Below are 18167 nucleotides of genomic sequence, written 5' to 3'. Positions count from 1 at the left end.
ACGGTGAACCGCCTTCCGGAACCGGCCCCGTGCCCCGCCACCGTCACCCGCAGCGGGCCGCTGACCTGGGTCCAGCAGTGGCACTGGTTCGAACGCACCATTCCCTCACCACGGCGGGTGAACCCGACGCCGCTCGCCGACCACTGCCACGTCCCGCCCCCGGCAACCCTCGCCGACATCCACGCGGCGCTCGCGTCCCTCACCGCCCGCCACGAGGCGCTGCGCACCACGGTCGACCCGCTCCGCCCGATACAGCACGTCCACCGCGCGGACTGGGCCCCGCTGCCGGTGGACCACGTCGACGTCCCCGCCGTCGATGCCGGCACCCTGGAGGCCGCCACAGCAGAGCTGGCGGCCTGTCCGATCGATCCCGAGAGGGAACCTCCCTGGCGCGCACGGGTGTTGATCGAGGCGGGGAAGCCGCGTGCGGTGCTGGTGGCCGCCCATCACGTGGTGATCGACGGATGGGGGCTGGCGGTACTGATCAACCAGCTGCACGGCCAACTGCGCGGCGACTACGTACCGTTGGTATCCGTACACCCGCTCGACACGGTCGCCGCCCAGCCCCCGGAGCGCGCCCGCGCGGCGGAGCGTGAGTGGCTCATGCGTCTCGCGAGCAACCCCACAGGCGTGCTGGCCCCGTTCGGCGGGACCGGCGGCGGCGGGCGCCACCGCCTCCAGCACCGCTCGGCGGGCGCATACGACGACCTCGACCGCGTCGCCCGGCGATATCGGGTCAGCCCGGAGACCGTTGTGCTCGCGGCGCTGGCCCACGACGTCGCCACCCGCACCGGCGAACACCGGTTCCTCGCCTCGGTGGTGGTCTCCAACCGGGCCCGGGCCGCTCTGCGGAACAGCATCGGCGTCCGGGCCCTGACGGTTCCGGTACAGATCGGCCTCCGCCCGGGCGCGGCGTTCGGCGAGGTGGCCGCCTCGGTCGCCACCGCCTCCACCGCGGCCTACCGGCACGGTCAGTGGCGCCCCGCGGAACTGGTCGCCGCCCAGGCCCGCATGGACCGTCGCCGCGGTGTCGTGACCGTGCCCACCATCGAGTACAACTGCTACGCGTGGCCGCGCGACTACCTGGTCCCCGCGCAGAACACTCCGCCGGACGGGTCCGCCACCTGGATCAGCAGCGCGCCCGACGAGCCCTGCGAGACGCTCTACGTCGACTTCAGCCGCGACGCGGGATTCATCACCCTCGATGTCACCGTCGGGGACCATCTGCTCGACGCCGAGCAGGCCTTGGCGTTGCCCGCCCGTCTGTGCGGCCTCCTGCGCGAGCTAGCCGACGGTGCCGAGTGCCCGGTTCCGGCACGCCCGTTCACACCGGCCGCCTCCGGATGGTGGCGCGCTCCGCAGGGATGGGTGTCCTTGACCAGGGTCGAAGACGTGTTGCGCGGCCACCCCGGAGTGCTCGACGCGACGGTGGCGCCCAGCGGGGACACCGCGGGGGACGGCGGCGAACCGTACCTCGTCGCGCACGCACGCGTCGCCCCTGATGTCCTCCCCGACGACGTGCACCGCCACGTCCTGGACCAACTCGGCGAAGTGCCCGGCATCGTGGCCCCGGGCCGCTACGTCCTGTCCCCGGCCGGCCGCGAACCCGGCCGTCCGCCCGACCGGTTCTGCATCGCCACCGGCGGCGCGGGAACGCCGCGGATCCCGTCGCGCCCGCCCGCGACGGGCACCGAACGGGCCCTGGCCGCCGCCGTGGCCGCTGTCGGCCCCGGCGGCCTGCCGGCCGGCACCTTCCACGGCCCTGATGCCGTGGACATGAACCGTTGCCTCGCCGACCACGGAGTCACCCTGGTCGCCATCCCCCGTCTGCTGGCGCTGCTTCACCAGTCCGGCTTCGCCGGGATCGCGTCGGACGAACTGGCCGGAACGGCCTCGCTCGGCCACCTCGCCGCAGCCCTGGAGCCCTTACCGCCCCGCGCCCATCATGGAGGAGAAGCCTCGCCATGACCGCGTCCCGCAGCACCGCACCGTCCGTGGACCGCCTGGCCCCGTGGGGCTTCGCCGCTTTCGTCGAGGCGAACACGCACGACACGGCATACCGCCCGCCGGTGGTGGACGGTCCCGTCGGGCCGACCATCGTCCGCAACGGCCGCGAGCTGGTGAACTTCGCCAGCATCAGCTTCCTCGATCTGGAGCGCCACGTCCCGGTACGGCGTCATTTCGCCGAGGGTGCGCTCGCCCACGGCCTGAGCACCAGCGGATCCAGGATGACCCAGGGGATCTGCCGCCCGCACCAGGTGCTGGAGGAGACGATCGCCCGCCACACCGGCAAGGAGCAGGCCATCAGCTTCGCCACGGGGCTCCTGGCCAACATCGGGTTCGTCCACGCCATGAGCAGCTCTGCGCACTTCGACGCCGGGATCGAAGTCCGCAACCGCGACACCGTATTCGTCGTCGACCGCGACGTCCACTGGAGTATCTGGAAAGGCGTCGAGGGACTCGGCTACGGCCGCAACGTCCACGCGTTCCGGCACAACGACGTCTCCGACCTGACACGCATCCTGAACCGGACCCGGGCCCGCAAGACCGTGGTGATCGCCGAGAGCATCTATTCGGCCGACGGCACCATGGGACCGATCGTGGAGATTCTCGACGAGTGCGACCGGCACGGCGCCATCAGCATGATCGACGATGCGAACGGCTTCATGGTCTACGGGCCCGAGAACCGCCCGTACGCCCGGGAAGCGGCTGCGATCCGGGAGCGGGCCGACTTCGTCATGGTGTCGCTGTCGAAAGCCGTCGGTCTGGAAGGCGGCGCGATCGCCGGACCAGCGGTGGCCATCGACGCCTTCGAACTGCTCTCCGGCACCTCGATGTTCACGGCCGCCATCCAGCCACCCACCGCCTACGCCGCCGAGCGCACGATCGACGTCCTTGCAGGCAAACCGGAAATCGTCGACGACTACCTGGCGCACGCCGCCCGCCTTCGCCGCCAGATGCACGAGGCCGGCACGCCGACGACGCCGACCGAGTCGTACATGCTCTCGGTGCCGGTCGGGAACGACGCCGCCGCCCTGCAGATGCGGGAGTGGTTCGTCGAGGACGGCTACCTCGTACCCGTCTTCTCCTACCCGGCCGTCTCACGGAACCAGGCGCTCCTGCGCCTGTTCCCGCACGCGGGCCACACCGAGGAGCAGATGGACGGCTTCCTGCGCACCCTCCTCACCTACCGACGGCGCCTCGGGCTCTGACATCGACCCCGTACCGAGAAGGAGGTACCCGTGGTGAACACCACCGACATCCTCGACGCCCTTGCCAAGATCGTCGAAGAGGTCACCGGCATCGACTCCGCCGAGGTGACCACCGAGAAGTCCTTCGCCGACGACCTCGACATCGACTCCCTCTCGATGGTGGAGATCACCGTGCAGCTCGAGGACACCTTCGAGGTGAAGATCCCCGACGATCAGGCCGCGGCGCTGAGGACCGTCGGCGATGCGGTGAGCTGCGTCGCCAGCCACCGCAGGGCCAGGCGACCTTGAGCGTCCTGGACCGCTTCCGGCTCGACGGCCGCGTCGCCGTCGTCACCGGCGCCTCCTCCGGGCTGGGGATCGCCTTTGCCACCGCGGTGGCCGAGGCCGGCGCCGATGTCGTGCTCGGGGCGCGGCGCATCAAGAGGCTGGAGGCCGTGCGCACGGCCGTCGAGAAGCTCGGCCGCCGGGCCGTCGCCGTGCGTACCGACGTTGCCAAGCCGGAGGACTGCCGCGCGCTGGTCGACGCGGCTGTGCACGCATTCGGCCGGGTGGACATTCTTGTCAACAACGCCGGTATCAGCAGCGAACAACCCGCGACGGAGGAGACACCGGAACAGTTCCGCGAGGTCATCGACATCAATCTCAACGGCTCCTACTGGATGGCCCAGGCCGCGGGTGCGGTGATGCCGCCCGGCAGCGCCATCGTCAACGTGTCGAGCATCCTCGCGCTGGTCACCGGCGGTCTGCCGCAGGCCGCCTACTCGGCGTCGAAGGCCGGGATCCTCGGGCTCACCCGCGATCTCGCCCAGCAGTGGACCCCCGGCAAGGGCATCCGCGTGAACGCCCTCGCGCCGGGCCTCTTCACCTCCGCGATGACCGACGGCTATGCCGAGGGTTACCTGGAGGCGATGATGCCGCGGGTGCTCTCGGGCCGCATCGGGCAGCCCGAGGAGCTCGCTGCGGCTCTGGTCTTCCTCGTCTCCGACGCGGCGTCCTACATCACCGGCGCCACCCTGACGGTGGACGGGGGCACGCACATCGCATAGTGCAGCCCGATCACCAGTGAGGAAGCACCTCATGTCGTCGACCCCCGGGAGCCGGCCATGACGACGGAGCCGACCGCCCGTTCCCTTCCGCGCGAACCGCTCGGCGATCCCCACCTGCGCCGCCTGGTCGTGGGCCAGGGACTGGCGGCCGTGGTCGATGCGCTGTTCATCGTATGGCTCACGCTCTTCGTGCTCGAGCTGTCGGAACCCGGCGTCGCCACGGGGCTCGTTCTCGTGGCCGTGGCGCTGCCGCGGGCCGCGCTCCTGCTTCCCGCGGGAGTGCTGGTCGACCGCCTCGGTCCCGCCCGTGTCATGGCGGGCGCCTCCTGGCTCCGGGTCGCCGTCCTGCTCGCCCTCGGCGCCCTGGTCACCTTCACCTCACCATCGGTGACGACGGTAGCGCTGCCCGGCGGGCTGCTCGGCGCCGCCGACGCCGCATACTTCCCGGGGGCCCTGGCGCTGCTGCCCGCCATCGTGCCGACGGAGAAGCTCTCCCGGGTCAACGCGCTGGTGCAGGGCGCGGAGTCGGGGGGCGATCTGGTCGGCCCGGCAGTGGCCGCCGGAGCCATCGCCGCAGTCGGCTTCGATGCGACGCTCGGTGGGATCACGGCGTTGGCCGCGTTGGCCGCCGTCGCCCTCAGCACGCTCATCCGCGTGGTACGACGTGGCGAAGGTGCCGGGGACGACGCCGGTCCGGACGCCATCGGCGGTGAGCAGCTCAGCAGTGCACGTGCCCTCGCCGCGGGCCTGAGATACGCCTGGCACGAACCGCTGGTGCGAGGAATGCTGGCAGCCATCGCCCTGATCAACCTTGCGGTCGTGGGCCCCGTGCTCGTGGGCGGCGCGGTGCTCGCCGATCAACGCCTCGGTGGCGCGGGGTCCCTGGGCGTCGTGCTCTCCGGCTTCGGTGTCGGCTCGCTGGCCGGCTCACTCATGGCCGGGTGGCGGCCCCCGGCCCGGCGCGGCTGGACCGTGGCCGGCGGGGTCGCGGCGATCGGCGCAGGCATGGCCGGACTCGCCGCCGTCACCCATGTCGTCACCGCTACGGCGGTCGTCTCCCTCATCGGCATCGGGTCCGCGTTTCTCGGAGTGGTCGTCGTGGCCACTCTGCAGGAGCGGGTGCCCGAGCAACTGCTGGGCCGGGTCATGAGCCTCGTCGTGCTGGCAACGGTGGCGATGGACCCGTTCTCCTACGTGGTCGCCGGCGTCCTGCTCCCGTTCGGCACGACGACGCTGTTCCTGATCTGTGGCAGCGCCGTCCTGGCATGCGCCGGCCTGGTCGCCGCGAGCCCGGCGATCCGCTCCTTGCGCTGACCGTGTCGATCGCCTCCAAGCCGGCACCGGCTACCCGGCTTCGGCCGGGAGCGGCTCGTGCAGGAAGAGGATCGTGCAGCCCGTTCTGCTGAAGGTCTGGTGCTCGACGGGGTGCGGGTAGTCGGTGAAGTCACCCTTGGCCCGGTGGGCCGTGTGCCGTGTCCCGTCGGGGAACACCAGCTCGTCGTCGGCCTCGCCGTCGAGGAACAGGAAGCGGTGCGCCGTGCGGTGCGGGTGCCGGGGCGAGAAGGAGCCCGGCTCGAAAAGGGACAGCCCGACGACCCGTTCGTCGAAGTCCTCGTCGAAGGTGACGCCGAGGAGCAGCCGGTACCACTGGCCCGGGCCCGACTGTTGCCATCCTTCCGGGCCGAACACGTCGTCGGCCGGGGCTCCCAGCCGCTTGCCGGCCAGCACGAGGGCCAGTGCGCCGTCGGTGCTGGACACGACGGGGTCCCTGCCGCCGGGCAGGGCGGCGTACGCCCCGCGCCGGTGGTCGGTGGCGTGCCCGGTGCCGTCGGCCGTGATCGAGAGCCGGCCGTCCAGCACGAGAATCCGGTCTTCCGCGGACCCTGCGAGGGCGCATTCGCCTCCCGCCGCGAGCCGAAGGAGCGAGAACGAGTCGCCCTGGGGGGAATGCAGCAGCTCCTTCGTCCAGGCTCGGGGCACCTGCTCGGCGGCCCCCGAGGTCTTCGCAACCCACCTGACAGGGCCGAAAGTTGACCTGTGGCTGGGCATTCATCTCCCTGCGGTGGTCAGAACATGCGCGGTTGACCGTTGGAAGCACCGAGCCCGCCGTCCACGGGAATGTGGGCGCCGTTGACGAAGCGGGCGTCGGAGCCGGCCAGGAAGGCGATGACATCGGCGACTTCGGACGGTTCGGCGGGGCGCTGCATGGGGATGCGTCGGCGGAATGCGGCGATCACGTCCTCGTTGTCGATGACGGGCGCGGCGATCGGGGTGCGGGTGAGGCTCGGGTGCACGGCGTTGACCCGTACGCCCTCGTGGCCGTGATCGAGAGCCATCGCGTTGGTCAGGTTGACCAGTGCCCCTTTGGCCGTGTTGTACGCAGCCAGGCCCCAGTCCGCGCCGAGACCGGACACCGAGCCGACGTTGACGATGCAGCCGCCGACGCGGCGCAGATGGGGAAGCGCGGCTCTGGAGGCGAAGAAGACACCGTCGACGTCGACTGCCAGGACGTGGCGCCAGGTGGCGGTGTCGGTGTGCTCGACGGTTCCTGCCATGCCGATGGCCGCGTTGTTGACCAGCACGTCCAGCCGGCCGTATTCCTCGGCCACATCCGCGATCAGCGTGCTGATCGCGGACTCGTCGGAGACGTCCGCGACACGTGGGACGATCGTCGAACCGGTGGGCGCGCCGGCGGCCGCCTGTTTGAGTTTGTCTTCGGTCCGCCCGACGGTGATCACCGTGGCGCCTTCGCGCCCGAAGCGGTACGCGGTGGCGGCGCCGATACCGGACCCGCCGCCGGTGACGACGACGACCTTGCCGGTGAAGCGGTTCCCGTCCACGGCAACTCCCCTTGGGTGTGCGAGCTCCGGATGTCTTTGCTCAAGGTAAGCCCGGCAACGGAAGAAGACGCAAGGGTTGTTCCACCCCGGTTCTCGTGAAACCGGAGTGGAGCCGGATGAGTTCAGTCGGTTCCGAAGGCGTGGCGCAGGAAGCCGATGGCCTGGGTGAGGGCGGCTTCGGCGGCCCGGGTGCCGCGCAGCGCGTTGAGCATCACGAAGTCGTGGATGATCGCGGGGTAGCGCGTGCTGGTGACGCGGACGCCGGCCTGGCGCAGCTTCGCCGCGTACGCCTCGCCCTCGTCGCGCAGGACGTCGGCCTCCGCGGTGATGACCAACGCCGGTGGCAGGCCCTGAAGTTGGTCGACGGTGGCGCGCAGCGGACTGGCGGTGATCCGGGCGCGCTGGGCCGGGTCGTTCGTGTACTGGTCCCAGAACCACTGCATGGCGTCGCGGCGCAGGAAGTAGCCGGTGGCGAAGCGGTGGTAGGAGGGTGTGTCGAAGGCGGCGTCGGTGACCGGGTAGAAGAGCACCTGCCCGGCGAGCGGGATGCCGCCGCGCTCCTTCGCCATGAGCGTGAGGGCGGCGGCCATGTTGCCGCCGACCGAGTCGCCGGCGACCACGATACGGGTGGCGTCCAGCTCCTCGGCGGCGCCGTCGGTGACGACCCAGCGGGCGACCGCGAAGTTCTGCTCGACGGCGACCGGGTAGCGGGCCTCGGGGGACAGGTCGTACTCCGGGAACACCACCGCGGCCCCCGCGCCGACGGCGAGTTCGCGCACCAGGCGGTCGTGCGTGTGGGCGTTGCCGAACACCCAGCCCGCGCCGTGCAGGTAGACGATCACCGGCAGCGGGCCGGTGGCGCCCTCGGGCCGGACGATCCGGGTGCGTACCGATCCGGTGGGACCGCCGGGGACGGTGAGCCACTCCTCGTCGACGGCGGGCTTGGCGATGTCCCCGGACTGGACCTGGTCGACGGCCTTGCGGCCCTCGACCGGGCCGAGGTCGAAGAGGAAGGGCGGTTCGGCGGTCGCGGCGGCGAACTCGGCCGCGGCCGGCTCCAGAGCCGGTGCGGCATCGGTGTGGTCGGTCATGACTGAACCTCCATGAGGGCGGGGCTGGTTGACGGCTCCGGTGCGGAGACGTGTCAGGCGGGGGAGAGGGTACGGAGAGTACCGACCGGCAGCGGGCGGGCCGTCAGGGCAGGTCGAAGCCGAGGGAGGACAGGGCGGCCTCCGCGGCCTGCCGGTCCTGCTCGTACGTGCCGCCGGAGATGCCCAGGCCACCGATGCACCGGCCGCCAGCAATGATCGGGTAGCCGCCGCCGACCGCCATCAGGCGGGGGTGGTGGGCCAGCGGCGCGATCTGCTGGTCGGCCAGGTATGCGTTCCACACGTGGGTGGCGGTCCGGAACGACGCGGCGGTCCAGGCCTTGTCGACGGCGACCTCGGCGGTGAGGAACGGGGTGTCGTCGGCGCGGTCGAACGCCTTCAGATGACCTCCGGCATCGGTGACGGCGACAGCTGCCTCGAAGCCGGTCCGGGCCGCGGTCGCGTGCACGGCCGCGATCAACGCGCCGGCCGCGGCCCGGGTGATCGAGGAGTCGGCGGACGACATGGCGGGGGCGGTGTCCGTGGTCATGGGAGCTCCTCTACTGCAAGGGGGAGGCGGGCGTGGGGGTGACGCGGGTGACGACGGACCTCTCCGGTATCAGCAGGCCGTACACCACAGGCCCGATCTCCTTCTTCCACCGGTCGCTCTCGTAGACGGCCGCGTACAGCGTCTCGCGCTGGGCCTCGCTCTCGAAGCGCCGTATCCAGACGTAACCGTCCTCGTCCTCCTCGTCGGCGAAGGACGCGGTGACCGTCATCCCGTTGGCGGTCTGGAAGGGGATGACCACGTCCTCCATGTAGCGGATCCATTCCGTGCGGCGGCCGGGCAGGCTCTGGTAGCGCCGGATCTCGTAGAACATGCGGGCGTTCCTTCCGGGTGGGGGTCAGGCCGTGGCACGGAGGACGAGCTTGCCGCGGGTGCGGCCGTTCTCACCCCGGGTGTGGGCCAGGGCGGCCTGCTCCAGCGGGAAGACGCCTTCGACCTCGACGACGACCTCCGTGGCGTCGATCAGCTCGGCAATGCGGGTCAGGGCCGCACCGTCCGGCTCGACCAGGAACGGGGTGACCCGGACCCCGCGGGCCCGTGCGGCATCCGCCAGTTCGGGGGAGACGCCGGCCGGGATGGCGACCAGCAGACCGTCCGGGCGCAGCACCTCCAGCGAACGCATGCTCGTCCTGTCGTGGATGTCGCCGACCAGGTCGATCACGACGTCGACGTCACGGGCGACATCCTCGAAGCGGACCGCGGTGTAGTCGATGACCTCGTCGGCGCCCAGCTCCTCGAGCCAGGCATGGCGGCCGCCGCTGGCGGTGGCGAGGACGTGCGCGCCCAGGTGCTTGGCGAACTGGACCGCGAAGTGGCCGACGCCACCGGCGGCGGCGTGGATCAGCACCCGCTGCCCTGCCCGGAGTTCTGCGGTGTCCACCAGTGCCTGCCAGGCGGTCAGCGCCGCGAGCGGTACGGCCGCGGCCTCCTCGTGTCCCACGGTGGCGGGCTTGCGTGCGAACTGGCGGGCGGGGGCCGTGACGTACTCGGCGTAGCCGCCGGCCGCGCGCGGGAACCACGGCATCCCGTACACCTCGTCGCCCACCTTCAGGGTGGTGACGCCGAAGCCCACCGCGTCCACCACGCCGGAGACGTCCCAGCCGAGCACGAACGGCGGCTGCCCCAGCACCCCCGCCATGCCGCTGCCGGCCCGGGTCTTCCAGTCCACCGGATTGACACCGGCGGCGTGCACCCGCACCAGCACCTCCGTCGGCAGCGGCTCGGGCCGGGGCACCTGCCGGACCCGGAGCACCTCCGTACCGCCGAAACCGTCCTGGACAACTGCGCGCATCATGTCTGCGGACATGGCCATTTCCTCGAACTCCTCGAATTGCAGCATGCGGAGGGCCTTTGGGTGGCCTCCACCGTCGGCGGGAGGGCCGACGGGAATGAAGCTACGTCCGAGGGTGTAGTTACCAGCAAGGGAGACTGCTTCCCTTTGGAAACCATCCTGGTGAATCAGGTGATCCAGGTGAACCTGGTGAGGAGCGCCCTCAGATGACGACCAGCTGCCCGACCGGCCAGCACTCGCACCACGACGTCTATGCCGCGCAGTGTCCCTGCCGAGCCCTGCTCGACCTGCTGGCCAACAAGTGGTCCGCGCTGGCCATCGGTGCACTCGAGGACGGACCGCAACGTTTCGGCGCGCTGCAGCGCCGGCTCCAGGGCATCAGCCCCAAGGTGCTCACCCAGACCCTGCGCCGCCTGGAGGACTCCGGCCTGGTCGACCGCACCGTCTATCCGGCGGTGCCGCTGCACGTCGAGTACGCGCTCACCGCCCTGGGCAAGAGCGCCGCCGTCCCGCTCAATCTGCTGCGCGCCTGGGTCGAGGAGAACATCGACAACACCGGCGGATCGGAGTCGGCCGACCGGTAGGGGAGCTGAACCCATGCCCTGACAGCCACCGGGCGACGGCCACCCGCCGGGGGTCAGGCCGCCCGGTGGGTGGTGAACTGGTCCAGCAGTCCCTGTGGGGCATCGTCGCGGAAGCAGGTGCGGAGGTTGTCGGCGGACATCGCGGCCGCGGCCTGGCTGCGCGGGAAGAGCGCCTGCTCGTAGGCGGCCAGGGCGGCTTCGATGTCGCCGGAACGGGCGGCGATGGCCTGACCGAGTTCGGCGCCGTCGAGCATGGCGAGGTTGGCGCCTTCGCCGGCGAACGGGGACATCACGTGAGCGGCGTCGCCGAGCAGGGTGACGCCGGGAACGCGGTCCCAGCGATGGCCGACGGGCAGGGCGTGGATGGCTCGCGGCACCAGGAGGCCGTCGGCGTCGGCGACGAGCGCTCGCAGGCTCGGGTCCCAGTCTGCGAAGTGCGCCAGGACGGCCGCCTTGGCTGTGGCGGTGTCGGTGAAGTCGATACGGCCCGCCCACTCTTGATGGATGGTCAGCGCGGTGTAGACGTGCAGGCTGCCGTCGGTCTCGCGGTGGGCGAGGAAGCCCTTGCCGTCACCGAGGGCGAAGAGCATGCCGCCGCCGACGACGGCCGCGCTCGCGGGGTGGCGGGCGTCGGCGTCCAGCAGGTCCGACTCGACGAAGGACACACCCGTGTAGGCGGGCGTGGCGTCGGAGACGAGCGGGCGGATCCGGGACCAGGCGCCGTCCGCGCCGACCAGCAGGTCGGTGGTGAAGGCGGTGCCGTCGGCGAGGACCACCTCGTGGCGTCCGTCGCCGAGCGGGTGCGCGCCGGTCACCTTCGAGTCCCAGCGGACGGTGCCCGGCGGCAGCGAGCCGAGCAGCAGGTCGCGCAGGTGGCCGCGGTCGACCTCGGGGCGGCCGCTGCTGCTGTCGTCCTCCTCGGTGAGGTGGACGGTGGCGTGCCGGTCGAGGATCCGCATGGCCTCGCCGCCGGGGTGGACCAGGGCCCGGAACTCCTTGTGCAGGCCGGCGGTGTGCAGGGCGGCCTGGCCGGAGTCCTCGTGGATGTCGAGCATGCCGCCCTGGGTGCGGGCGGCCGGTGAGGCGTCGAGGTCGAACACGGTGGCCTGGATGCCGTTCACGTGCAGGACGCGGGCCAGGGTGAGGCCGCCGAGGCCGGCGCCCACGATCGCGATCGGGTGATGGGTGGTCATACCGGTACTCCTTGCGAATCGATGAGGCCGCTCGGTCAGGCGTCCGGAGTCGGCGTGTGCGTGATGCCGGTGAGCAGCATCTGGAAGCCCCAGGAGAGCCGTTGCCGCGGAGTCCCGGCGAGTAGCCGGGGGCCGAGCGCGGTGATCTGCGGGTGGGTGCTGGGGGAGGCGTCGCGCAGGGCGCGGGTGAGGGCGTTCCAGTCGGCCTCCGCGTCGGCCGACTGGTCTTGGGTGGCGTGTTCGGCGGCGGTCGCGGTGGCGTGCTGCAGTAGGACGTCCACGCCCCAGGCCGCCTGCGCGGCCGGGACGCCGCCCTCGGCCAGCAGTGCCAGCAGCGTCTCGACCAGGTGCAGGTAGTGTTCGCCGCTCGGGCGGGCCACCAGGGCGGCGCGGGCCAGGGCGGGGTGCTCGAAGAGCATCATGGTGTACCCGGTGAGCAGCGCCTCCAGCCGCTCGCGCCAGGTGCCGTCGGCAGGTGCTGGTCCGACCGTGCCGAGCAGCCGGTCCAGGACGGCCGCGTGCAGTTCGTCGGTGCTGGCGAGGTACACGTACAGCGAGGCCGGGCCGGTGTCCAGCTCCTGCGCCAGGCGGCGCATGGTGACCTTATGCAGGCCTTCGGCCCGCATGATCTCCACGGCGGCCGTGACGATGCCCTCCCGGGTCAGCGCGGGCTTGGCGGGGCGTTCCCGGCGGCTTCTCGGGGTGGCGGAGTGGTCTGTCATACCCACCAGGCTAACGAACATGTTCGTTACGAACAAGGTCGTGACAAACGTGTTCGTCAGCGTGAGACTGGACGCCGGGCCCGTCGGCCGGCTCCTGGCCGACGACGGAGCCCTGGTGCTCTCAAGAATCCCGGCAGAAGGGAACGTTGATGCACACTCACCGTCTTCTCCGGCGCACCGGCGCCGGCACCCGCCCACCGGGCAGAGCCCGGCGATTACGCGGGCTCGTGTCCCTCCTGGCGGCCGTCACGGCGCTCGTCGCGGGCATGCTGACCCTCGGCGTCACACAGGCCCAGGCCAAGGCCCTGGAAGAGCACAACCCGGCGTCCTACAACATGGAAGGCGGCCAGGGCGGGAATGTGACCCCGAAGTGGGACAACGACATTCCCAAGCTGACGCGCAGCCACGATGTGCTCGCGCTGCAGGAGGCCGGACCGATTCCGCCGCTGGTCCGGGACGGGGTGTTCCGGTTCCGGGGCGAGATCACCGTCAATGGCCACGTCATCTACCACTTCGTCCGGAACTTCGGCACTCGCTCCCGGCCGATGGAGCGGAACGTGTACTTCATGGAGACCGACCCGAACGGCCACCGGGTCAACCTGGCCATGGTGACCGAGGCGGTGCCGGACACCCTGTGGGCCACGGTTCACCCCAACATCCCCGGCGCACGCCCGTCGTTCGGGGTGCAGTTCGGCGGGACCGTCTTCAACAACATCCACGCCCTGTCCGGCAGCGGTGCCGACGTCCCCGGCATGGTCACCAGGATCGACGCCGGACAGCGTCGCCCCGGACGGGACTGGGTGGTCATGGGCGACTTCAACCGGGATCCGGAAAACTACGACGGCGCCCGGCTGCCCGCCAACACACACATCTACCGCCCCGGCGTCGCGACCCACATCGGCCGCGGCGAGTTCGACTACATGATGTCGAACCGGAGCGTGCCGCTGTACAGCGCACACGCGATGCCCGGGATCTCCGCCGACCACCTACCGGTCGAATTCCGCGTCCTGCGGCCCCGGGGCGGCGCCCTCTTCGAGTTCGGCAACTACCACTCCTACAACCACCGGTACGGAGAGCGGGTCCTGGAGATCCCGGGCGGGAACCCCGCCAACGGCACGCACATCACCCTGTTCGACAATCACCGGGGCGGCAACCAGGCCTTCGAGTTCGTACCGCTGGCCAATGGCAACTACCAGCTCATGAGCCCGGTGACGAAGAAGTGCCTGGACATGTACCGGGGCCTCAGGACCGGCCCCGGGGACTTCCTCAACGAATGGCCCTGCGACAACCTGCCCACCCAGCAGTGGAGGGTGGAATTCTGGCAAGCTGATCCGGGAGCCGCCGCGATCATCAACGGCTACGCCGGCGACTGCCTGGACGTATCCCGCAACGAGAACCGCAACGGCTCCTGGGCCGTGATCCAGACGTGCAACGGCCACGACAGCCAGAAGTGGACGCTGCAGTACTTCGCATCCTGACCCGCCGATCGCACCCCCGGCCCTGACCGTCGGCGGACGGTCGGGGCCTCCCCCCGACGGCATGCCGATCAGCATGACCTGGTCTGCGGCCAGGGGGTCGCATCGGCTTCGGGGGCATCGCCTGGTCGGCAAGCTGTTCGGCGGTGGCGTGCCCGGCGGCCTGTGACCGTCTTCCGGCGGACGGTGCATCCCGGGCCCTGCCTCGGCTCAAGGGCACCCGGGCGCGATGCGTTGGTGGGACCCGAGGCGTCGGTGATCCGCAAGCTCATCGACTTCTGCGTCGCGACGCACGACCGCGAGCAGCAGAGTGGCGCGGCGGTCGTCGGGGTGGGGTGCGCGGCGCAGCAGGCCGGCTTCCCGACCCAAGAATAGCGTGCGCAGCGCACGCAATCTGTAGTACGGTGCGTATGCGTGCTCGGCGCACGCACTTTCTGTCTGCAACGCGAACTCCAAGGGGACCGTCATGACCACCGTCAGTACTCACACCGACGCCCGCGCCGCCCTCACCGACCTGCTCCTCACCCCGGGCCTCGACCTCGACGAGGCCGCCGACCGGCACTTCGCCCCCGACTACCGTCAGCGCACCGACGGAAGCTGGGCGGACCGCACCGAGTTCCTCGCCCACATCGCCCACCTGCGCACGGTCGTCGCCGGCGGCTCGGTCGAGGTGCACGACGAACTCGCCTCCGGCGACCGCTACGCCGACCGCCACACGATGGAGGTCATCAAGACCGACGGCTCCACCGTCCGCATGGAGGTCTACCTCTTCGGCGAGTTCGCCCCCGACGGCCGTTTCCGCCGCATCGAGGAGACCACCCTCATGCTCGAAGGCGCCGACGCCGACCGGAATCTCGGCAGCGCCCGCTGAGCCGCATTGCCCATCCGACGCCACGAGGCCGCCCCTGTGCCGGCGCACCGGGGCGCCGCCGTCATGGCGCATCGTCCCCATAGTGAGAGGAAGTGGTTGTCATGCTCGACGTGCTCGTCGCCGGGGCCGGCCCGGTGGGGCTCTGGCTCGCCGCGGAGTTGCGCCTGCAGGGGGTGGAGGTGACCGTCGTGGAACGCCGGGCGTCGCCGGACGGACGGTCGCGCGCGGTCGGCATGCAGGCCGGCACGCTGGAAACCTTCGCCACCCGCGGCCTGGCGGAGCGGTTCATCGAACGCGGCACCCCGGTGCCGACCGGCCACTTCGGCGCGGCGACCACCCGGCTGGACTTCTCCACAGTCGGGGCGGTGCACCCGTTCATGCTGGCGCTCGGCCAGTCCGTGACCGAACAGCTCCTGGAGGAGCACGCACTCGCCGTGGGCGCCCGGGTCCTGCGCGGGGAGGAGGTCGTCTCGCTCACCCAGGGGCCGGACGCCGTCGAGGTGGTGATCCGCGCCGGCGCCACCCACCGGACCGTGCAGGCCCGCTGGGTGGTGGGCTGCGACGGTACCCGCAGCGCGGTACGCCAGGCGGCCGGCATCGACTTCCCCGGCCAGGACGCCACGCTGACCGGGTGGCTCGCCGACGTCGAACTCGACGATCCTCCCACCGCGCCGCTCGCCGCCACCGGGCCGGCCGGTTCGTTTCTCGCGGCCCCGATCGGCGACGGTGTCCACCGGCTGGCGGGCCTGTCCACGGCCACCATGCATCACGGCACCGGCGAACCGCTGACCCTGGACGAGGTGCGCGAGCAGACCCGGGCGCTTCTGGGACGGGACCTGGGCATCCGCAACCCCCGGTGGCTCTCGCGCTACGGCAACGCCACCCGGCAGGCCGCGCGGTACCGGGCCGGACGGGTGCTCGTGGCCGGGGATGCGGCGCACATGTTCTTCCCAGCGGGTGGGCAGGGTATGAACCTCGGCATCCAGGACGCCACCAACCTGGGCTGGAAGCTGGCCGCCACCCTCCAGGGCCGGGCACCCGACGGACTGCTCGACAGCTACGACACGGAGCGCCGGCCGGCCGCCCGCGCTGTCATCGACAACACCCGCGCGCAGCTCGCTCTGTTCGCGGCGGCGAGCCCGGAGCAGATCGCACTGCGCGAGGTCTGGTCCGCCGCCCTGGCCGAACCGCGGACCAACCGGCAGTGGGCCCGCCGGATCGCCGGCTTCGACGATCCGCTCCCCGCCGACACCACGCCCGGCGCGCACCCGCTCAACGGCACCCGACTGGCCGGCCTCACACTGGACGCGGCCGGCGCACCCACCCCCCACTCGCTGATGCACCACGGCCGGCCACTGCTGCTGGACCTCGGCGGGACGCACACACCATGTTCCGCGGACGGCCTGGAACAGCGGGCGGCCTCCGTCGACACCGCCACGGCAGACCCGATCTGGTGGGACGTCACCGCAGTCCTCATCCGGCCGGACGCCCGGATCGCCTGGGCCAGCACCGACACCGACCCGCAGCGCCGGGCCGCGGACTGCCTCACCATCCTGCGCACCCAGTGCCGCTGAACGCCGCTCGGCGAGCCCACCCGCCGGCCCCGCTCTGTGGCCCTTGCGCACGGATCACGCCGGATCGGCGCACGGAACCCCAGCCTCCAGGGGGGACTGAACACCGCCGTCGCTGCCGCTGAACCTCGGGTGGACTCGACCTGGTGATCCTCAACGCGGCCGCGCGGCATCGCCCGCAGGGCCCTGCGCGCCACACCACTGCGAGCTGCGCCCGAGAGCGGCTCGACCACTTGCCTCCTGCGGCAGGCGCGCAGGTTCTCGTGGTTCCGGGCCATCCGCACACCGAACGCACCGTCGGTGACGTGCAGCGAAAGGCGCTGGAAGGTGGTCGCGGCGACCTGCATCTCCACGGCGCCGGGACCTCGGCACCGGAGAAGCCGTGGCTGTTGAACCTCTGCCTGGGGGGGGAGATCGCACGGCTCCTGTACTGCACCGTCAGGCCCTGGGGACAACGCAGGCCGGTCGGGGCCGGACCGAACCTCGCACCGGCGCAGGGTCCTTGCGACGGCACTGAAACGGCCACCGGTGGCCTGCCGGGAACGGCCGTTTGTGACAACCGTGCTGCACGTGCGCGGCAACGGTGTGTGGGCGGTCATGAAGGCCGGATCGGTGATGCCGCTGCCCGTAGGCTGCCGGGCTGACGCGATCGCCTCTGACGTGTGTCTGCTGTATCCGGTTCCGTGATGAGCGCCACTGTGTTTTCTCGCGCCTGGTGTCGACCGGATGCCCTGGGCCGGGCGTATGCCCAGTGAAGCGAGAGATCCGGGAGTGGCTGTTGACCGTCGAGGAGTTCGAAGAGTTCTATGCCCAGACGGTCGCACGGCTCACGGGACAGCTGTACGTGATGCTCGGCGACCTGCACGAGGCGCAGGACGTCGTGCAGGAGGCGTTCGTCAAGGGCTGGAGCCGGCGGCGGCAGCTGGAGCGCGACGGTCGGCCTGAAGCCTGGATCCGCACGGTCGCCTGGCGGCTGGCGGTGAGCCGGTGGCGGTTCAGGCGGCGCAGTGCGGAGGCGTGGCGGCGCAGCGGTGCGCCGCCGGATGTCGAGGGCCCAGGGCCGGAGCAGGTGGTGCTGGTGGAGGCGTTGCGTGAGCTGCCGCCGCAGCAGCGGCGCACGCTGGCTCTGCACTACCTGTGTGATCTCACCGTCGAGCAGATCGCGCAGGAGACACATCTGTCCGCCAGCACCGTCAAGACGCATCTGGCGCGCGGGCGCGGTGCGCTCGCGCTTCGCCTGCAGGGCCCGTGCCGTGAGGAGGCTTCCGGTGACTGAGCACCACGATCCGCTGCGGTCGCTGTTCCGGCAGGCCGCCGACTACGGGCAGGCCCGTGCCGGCGCGGCCACCGCCGCGCACATCACGGAGCGGGGAAAGCGGTCCCACCGGCGCCGCGTGGCCGTCGCGGCCGTGGGGGCGTGCCTGGTGCTGGCCGGCGGCAGCGCGGCTGCGGCCGTTCTCCTGCCGGAGAAGCCGGCTTCCGTCGTCCCGGCCACCAGCCCCTCACCGAACGCGCCTGTCCCGCCGACGACCCGGCCGCCCGCGAGCGGTGTGCCCACGCCCGGCGGGACGTCCACCCCGCTTCCCCCAGGGGCGACTTTGACGCATGTGCCGGTGACGCCGGGACCGCCTCCGGCCACCACCTCGCCGCCCCGATCCTGACCCCACTCGCCCCGTGACCCGGCGGGCCGCCACCGGGCAGACCCG

The 18167-nt window shown here is 71.5% G+C and carries 19 protein-coding genes; 11 read left to right on the top strand and 8 right to left on the bottom strand.

Annotated features, from left to right (window positions below):
• The first annotated feature begins 3 nt into the window (after positions 1 to 3).
• From ACMATS_RS07995 to ACMATS_RS07975, 5 genes are read left to right on the top strand one after another with little or no spacing between them, the layout of a single operon-like run.
• Positions 4 to 1968, top strand: a complete 1965-nt coding sequence (locus ACMATS_RS07995) for a condensation domain-containing protein (RefSeq protein WP_414167463.1) — start codon at positions 4 to 6, stop codon at positions 1966 to 1968.
• Positions 1965 to 3212, top strand: a complete 1248-nt coding sequence (locus ACMATS_RS07990) for an aminotransferase class I/II-fold pyridoxal phosphate-dependent enzyme (protein ID WP_414167462.1) — start codon at positions 1965 to 1967, stop codon at positions 3210 to 3212. Before ACMATS_RS07995 ends, ACMATS_RS07990 begins: the two co-directional genes overlap by 4 nt.
• Positions 3213 to 3242: 30 nt before the next feature.
• A complete protein-coding gene (locus ACMATS_RS07985) occupies positions 3243 to 3500 on the top strand; it encodes an acyl carrier protein (RefSeq protein WP_414167461.1) in 258 nt (85 codons plus the stop codon).
• The gene (locus ACMATS_RS07980; protein ID WP_414167460.1) at positions 3497 to 4258 is read left to right on the top strand and encodes an SDR family NAD(P)-dependent oxidoreductase; all 762 of its coding nucleotides are present in this window, start codon (positions 3497 to 3499) and stop codon (positions 4256 to 4258) included. Before ACMATS_RS07985 ends, ACMATS_RS07980 begins: the two co-directional genes overlap by 4 nt.
• A gap of 57 nt (positions 4259 to 4315) precedes the next feature.
• On the top strand, positions 4316 to 5572 hold the full coding sequence (locus tag ACMATS_RS07975; RefSeq protein ID WP_414167459.1) for an MFS transporter: 1257 nt from the start codon (positions 4316 to 4318) through the stop codon (positions 5570 to 5572).
• Between the two features lie 30 nt (positions 5573 to 5602).
• Here the strand turns inward: ACMATS_RS07975 and ACMATS_RS07970 are convergent, their stop codons facing one another.
• The 6 genes from ACMATS_RS07970 to ACMATS_RS07945 all read right to left on the bottom strand — a co-directional run bounded on the left by ACMATS_RS07970 (position 5603) and on the right by ACMATS_RS07945 (position 10060).
• The gene (locus ACMATS_RS07970) at positions 5603 to 6118 is read right to left on the bottom strand and encodes a hypothetical protein (RefSeq protein WP_414167458.1); all 516 of its coding nucleotides are present in this window, start codon (positions 6116 to 6118) and stop codon (positions 5603 to 5605) included.
• A gap of 206 nt (positions 6119 to 6324) precedes the next feature.
• Entirely contained in the window at positions 6325 to 7098 is a 774-nt protein-coding gene (locus ACMATS_RS07965) for an SDR family NAD(P)-dependent oxidoreductase (RefSeq protein WP_390779837.1), read from the bottom strand.
• Positions 7099 to 7220: 122 nt separating this feature from the next.
• On the bottom strand, positions 7221 to 8189 hold the full coding sequence (locus ACMATS_RS07960) for an alpha/beta hydrolase (RefSeq protein WP_414167457.1): 969 nt from the start codon (positions 8187 to 8189) through the stop codon (positions 7221 to 7223).
• Between the two features lie 103 nt (positions 8190 to 8292).
• Complete coding sequence (locus ACMATS_RS07955) at positions 8293 to 8736, bottom strand: GlcG/HbpS family heme-binding protein (RefSeq protein ID WP_414167456.1); 444 nt, start codon at positions 8734 to 8736, stop codon at positions 8293 to 8295.
• 10 nt (positions 8737 to 8746) lie between these two features.
• Positions 8747 to 9067 carry an NIPSNAP family protein gene (locus ACMATS_RS07950; protein WP_414167455.1) on the bottom strand — a complete coding sequence of 107 codons (321 nt, stop codon included), beginning with the start codon at positions 9065 to 9067 and terminating at the stop codon, positions 8747 to 8749.
• A 24-nt stretch (positions 9068 to 9091) separates the two neighbouring features.
• Positions 9092 to 10060 (bottom strand): NADP-dependent oxidoreductase, encoded by a 969-nt coding sequence (locus ACMATS_RS07945; protein WP_414170674.1) that lies wholly within the window; start codon positions 10058 to 10060, stop codon positions 9092 to 9094.
• Between the two features lie 191 nt (positions 10061 to 10251).
• Between ACMATS_RS07945 and ACMATS_RS07940 the strand changes: the two genes are divergently transcribed.
• Positions 10252 to 10629, top strand: a complete 378-nt coding sequence (locus ACMATS_RS07940; protein ID WP_414167454.1) for a winged helix-turn-helix transcriptional regulator — start codon at positions 10252 to 10254, stop codon at positions 10627 to 10629.
• Between the two features lie 53 nt (positions 10630 to 10682).
• Here ACMATS_RS07940 and ACMATS_RS07935 read toward each other — a convergent pair whose 3' ends face one another.
• Positions 10683 to 11822 carry an FAD-dependent oxidoreductase gene (locus ACMATS_RS07935; protein WP_414167453.1) on the bottom strand — a complete coding sequence of 380 codons (1140 nt, stop codon included), beginning with the start codon at positions 11820 to 11822 and terminating at the stop codon, positions 10683 to 10685.
• Positions 11823 to 11857: 35 nt separating this feature from the next.
• Positions 11858 to 12544 (bottom strand): TetR/AcrR family transcriptional regulator, encoded by a 687-nt coding sequence (locus tag ACMATS_RS07930; protein WP_414167452.1) that lies wholly within the window; start codon positions 12542 to 12544, stop codon positions 11858 to 11860.
• Between the two features lie 149 nt (positions 12545 to 12693).
• On the opposite strand from ACMATS_RS07930, the gene ACMATS_RS07925 reads away from it, so the two are divergent.
• From ACMATS_RS07925 to ACMATS_RS07905, 5 genes are all read left to right on the top strand, one after another.
• Entirely contained in the window at positions 12694 to 14022 is a 1329-nt protein-coding gene (locus tag ACMATS_RS07925) for an RICIN domain-containing protein (protein ID WP_414167451.1), read from the top strand.
• Positions 14023 to 14485: 463 nt separating this feature from the next.
• A complete protein-coding gene (locus tag ACMATS_RS07920; RefSeq protein ID WP_390779829.1) occupies positions 14486 to 14890 on the top strand; it encodes a nuclear transport factor 2 family protein in 405 nt (134 codons plus the stop codon).
• A gap of 101 nt (positions 14891 to 14991) precedes the next feature.
• On the top strand, positions 14992 to 16464 hold the full coding sequence (locus tag ACMATS_RS07915; RefSeq protein WP_414167450.1) for an FAD-dependent monooxygenase: 1473 nt from the start codon (positions 14992 to 14994) through the stop codon (positions 16462 to 16464).
• A gap of 775 nt (positions 16465 to 17239) precedes the next feature.
• The gene (locus ACMATS_RS07910) at positions 17240 to 17737 is read left to right on the top strand and encodes a SigE family RNA polymerase sigma factor (RefSeq protein ID WP_358342821.1); all 498 of its coding nucleotides are present in this window, start codon (positions 17240 to 17242) and stop codon (positions 17735 to 17737) included.
• Positions 17730 to 18122, top strand: coding sequence for a hypothetical protein (locus ACMATS_RS07905; protein WP_414167449.1), 393 nt, complete (start codon positions 17730 to 17732; stop codon positions 18120 to 18122). The genes ACMATS_RS07910 and ACMATS_RS07905 overlap by 8 nt, the downstream gene beginning before the upstream one ends.
• The last annotated feature ends 45 nt before the right edge of the window (positions 18123 to 18167 follow it).

Source organism: Streptoverticillium reticulum (assembly GCF_047456005.1).
In the GTDB taxonomy this organism is placed as follows: Bacteria; Actinomycetota; Actinomycetes; order Streptomycetales; family Streptomycetaceae; genus Streptomyces; species Streptomyces reticulum.
This window is presented reverse-complemented; position numbering and strand designations above follow the sequence as displayed.

Coding starts and splice junctions, on each gene's coding strand:
- ACMATS_RS07920 (WP_390779829.1), top strand. CDS start 14,486: ATGACCACCGTCAGTACTCACACCGACGCCCGCGCCGCCCTCACCGAC.
- ACMATS_RS07925 (WP_414167451.1), top strand. CDS start 12,694: ATGCACACTCACCGTCTTCTCCGGCGCACCGGCGCCGGCACCCGCCCA.
- ACMATS_RS07915 (WP_414167450.1), top strand. CDS start 14,992: ATGCTCGACGTGCTCGTCGCCGGGGCCGGCCCGGTGGGGCTCTGGCTC.
- ACMATS_RS07935 (WP_414167453.1), bottom strand. CDS start 11,822: ATGACCACCCATCACCCGATCGCGATCGTGGGCGCCGGCCTCGGCGGC.
- ACMATS_RS07990 (WP_414167462.1), top strand. CDS start 1,965: ATGACCGCGTCCCGCAGCACCGCACCGTCCGTGGACCGCCTGGCCCCG.
- ACMATS_RS07945 (WP_414170674.1), bottom strand. CDS start 10,060: ATGTCCGCAGACATGATGCGCGCAGTTGTCCAGGACGGTTTCGGCGGT.
- ACMATS_RS07940 (WP_414167454.1), top strand. CDS start 10,252: ATGACGACCAGCTGCCCGACCGGCCAGCACTCGCACCACGACGTCTAT.
- ACMATS_RS07975 (WP_414167459.1), top strand. CDS start 4,316: ATGACGACGGAGCCGACCGCCCGTTCCCTTCCGCGCGAACCGCTCGGC.
- ACMATS_RS07960 (WP_414167457.1), bottom strand. CDS start 8,189: ATGACCGACCACACCGATGCCGCACCGGCTCTGGAGCCGGCCGCGGCC.
- ACMATS_RS07955 (WP_414167456.1), bottom strand. CDS start 8,736: ATGACCACGGACACCGCCCCCGCCATGTCGTCCGCCGACTCCTCGATC.
- ACMATS_RS07930 (WP_414167452.1), bottom strand. CDS start 12,544: ATGACAGACCACTCCGCCACCCCGAGAAGCCGCCGGGAACGCCCCGCC.
- ACMATS_RS07950 (WP_414167455.1), bottom strand. CDS start 9,067: ATGTTCTACGAGATCCGGCGCTACCAGAGCCTGCCCGGCCGCCGCACG.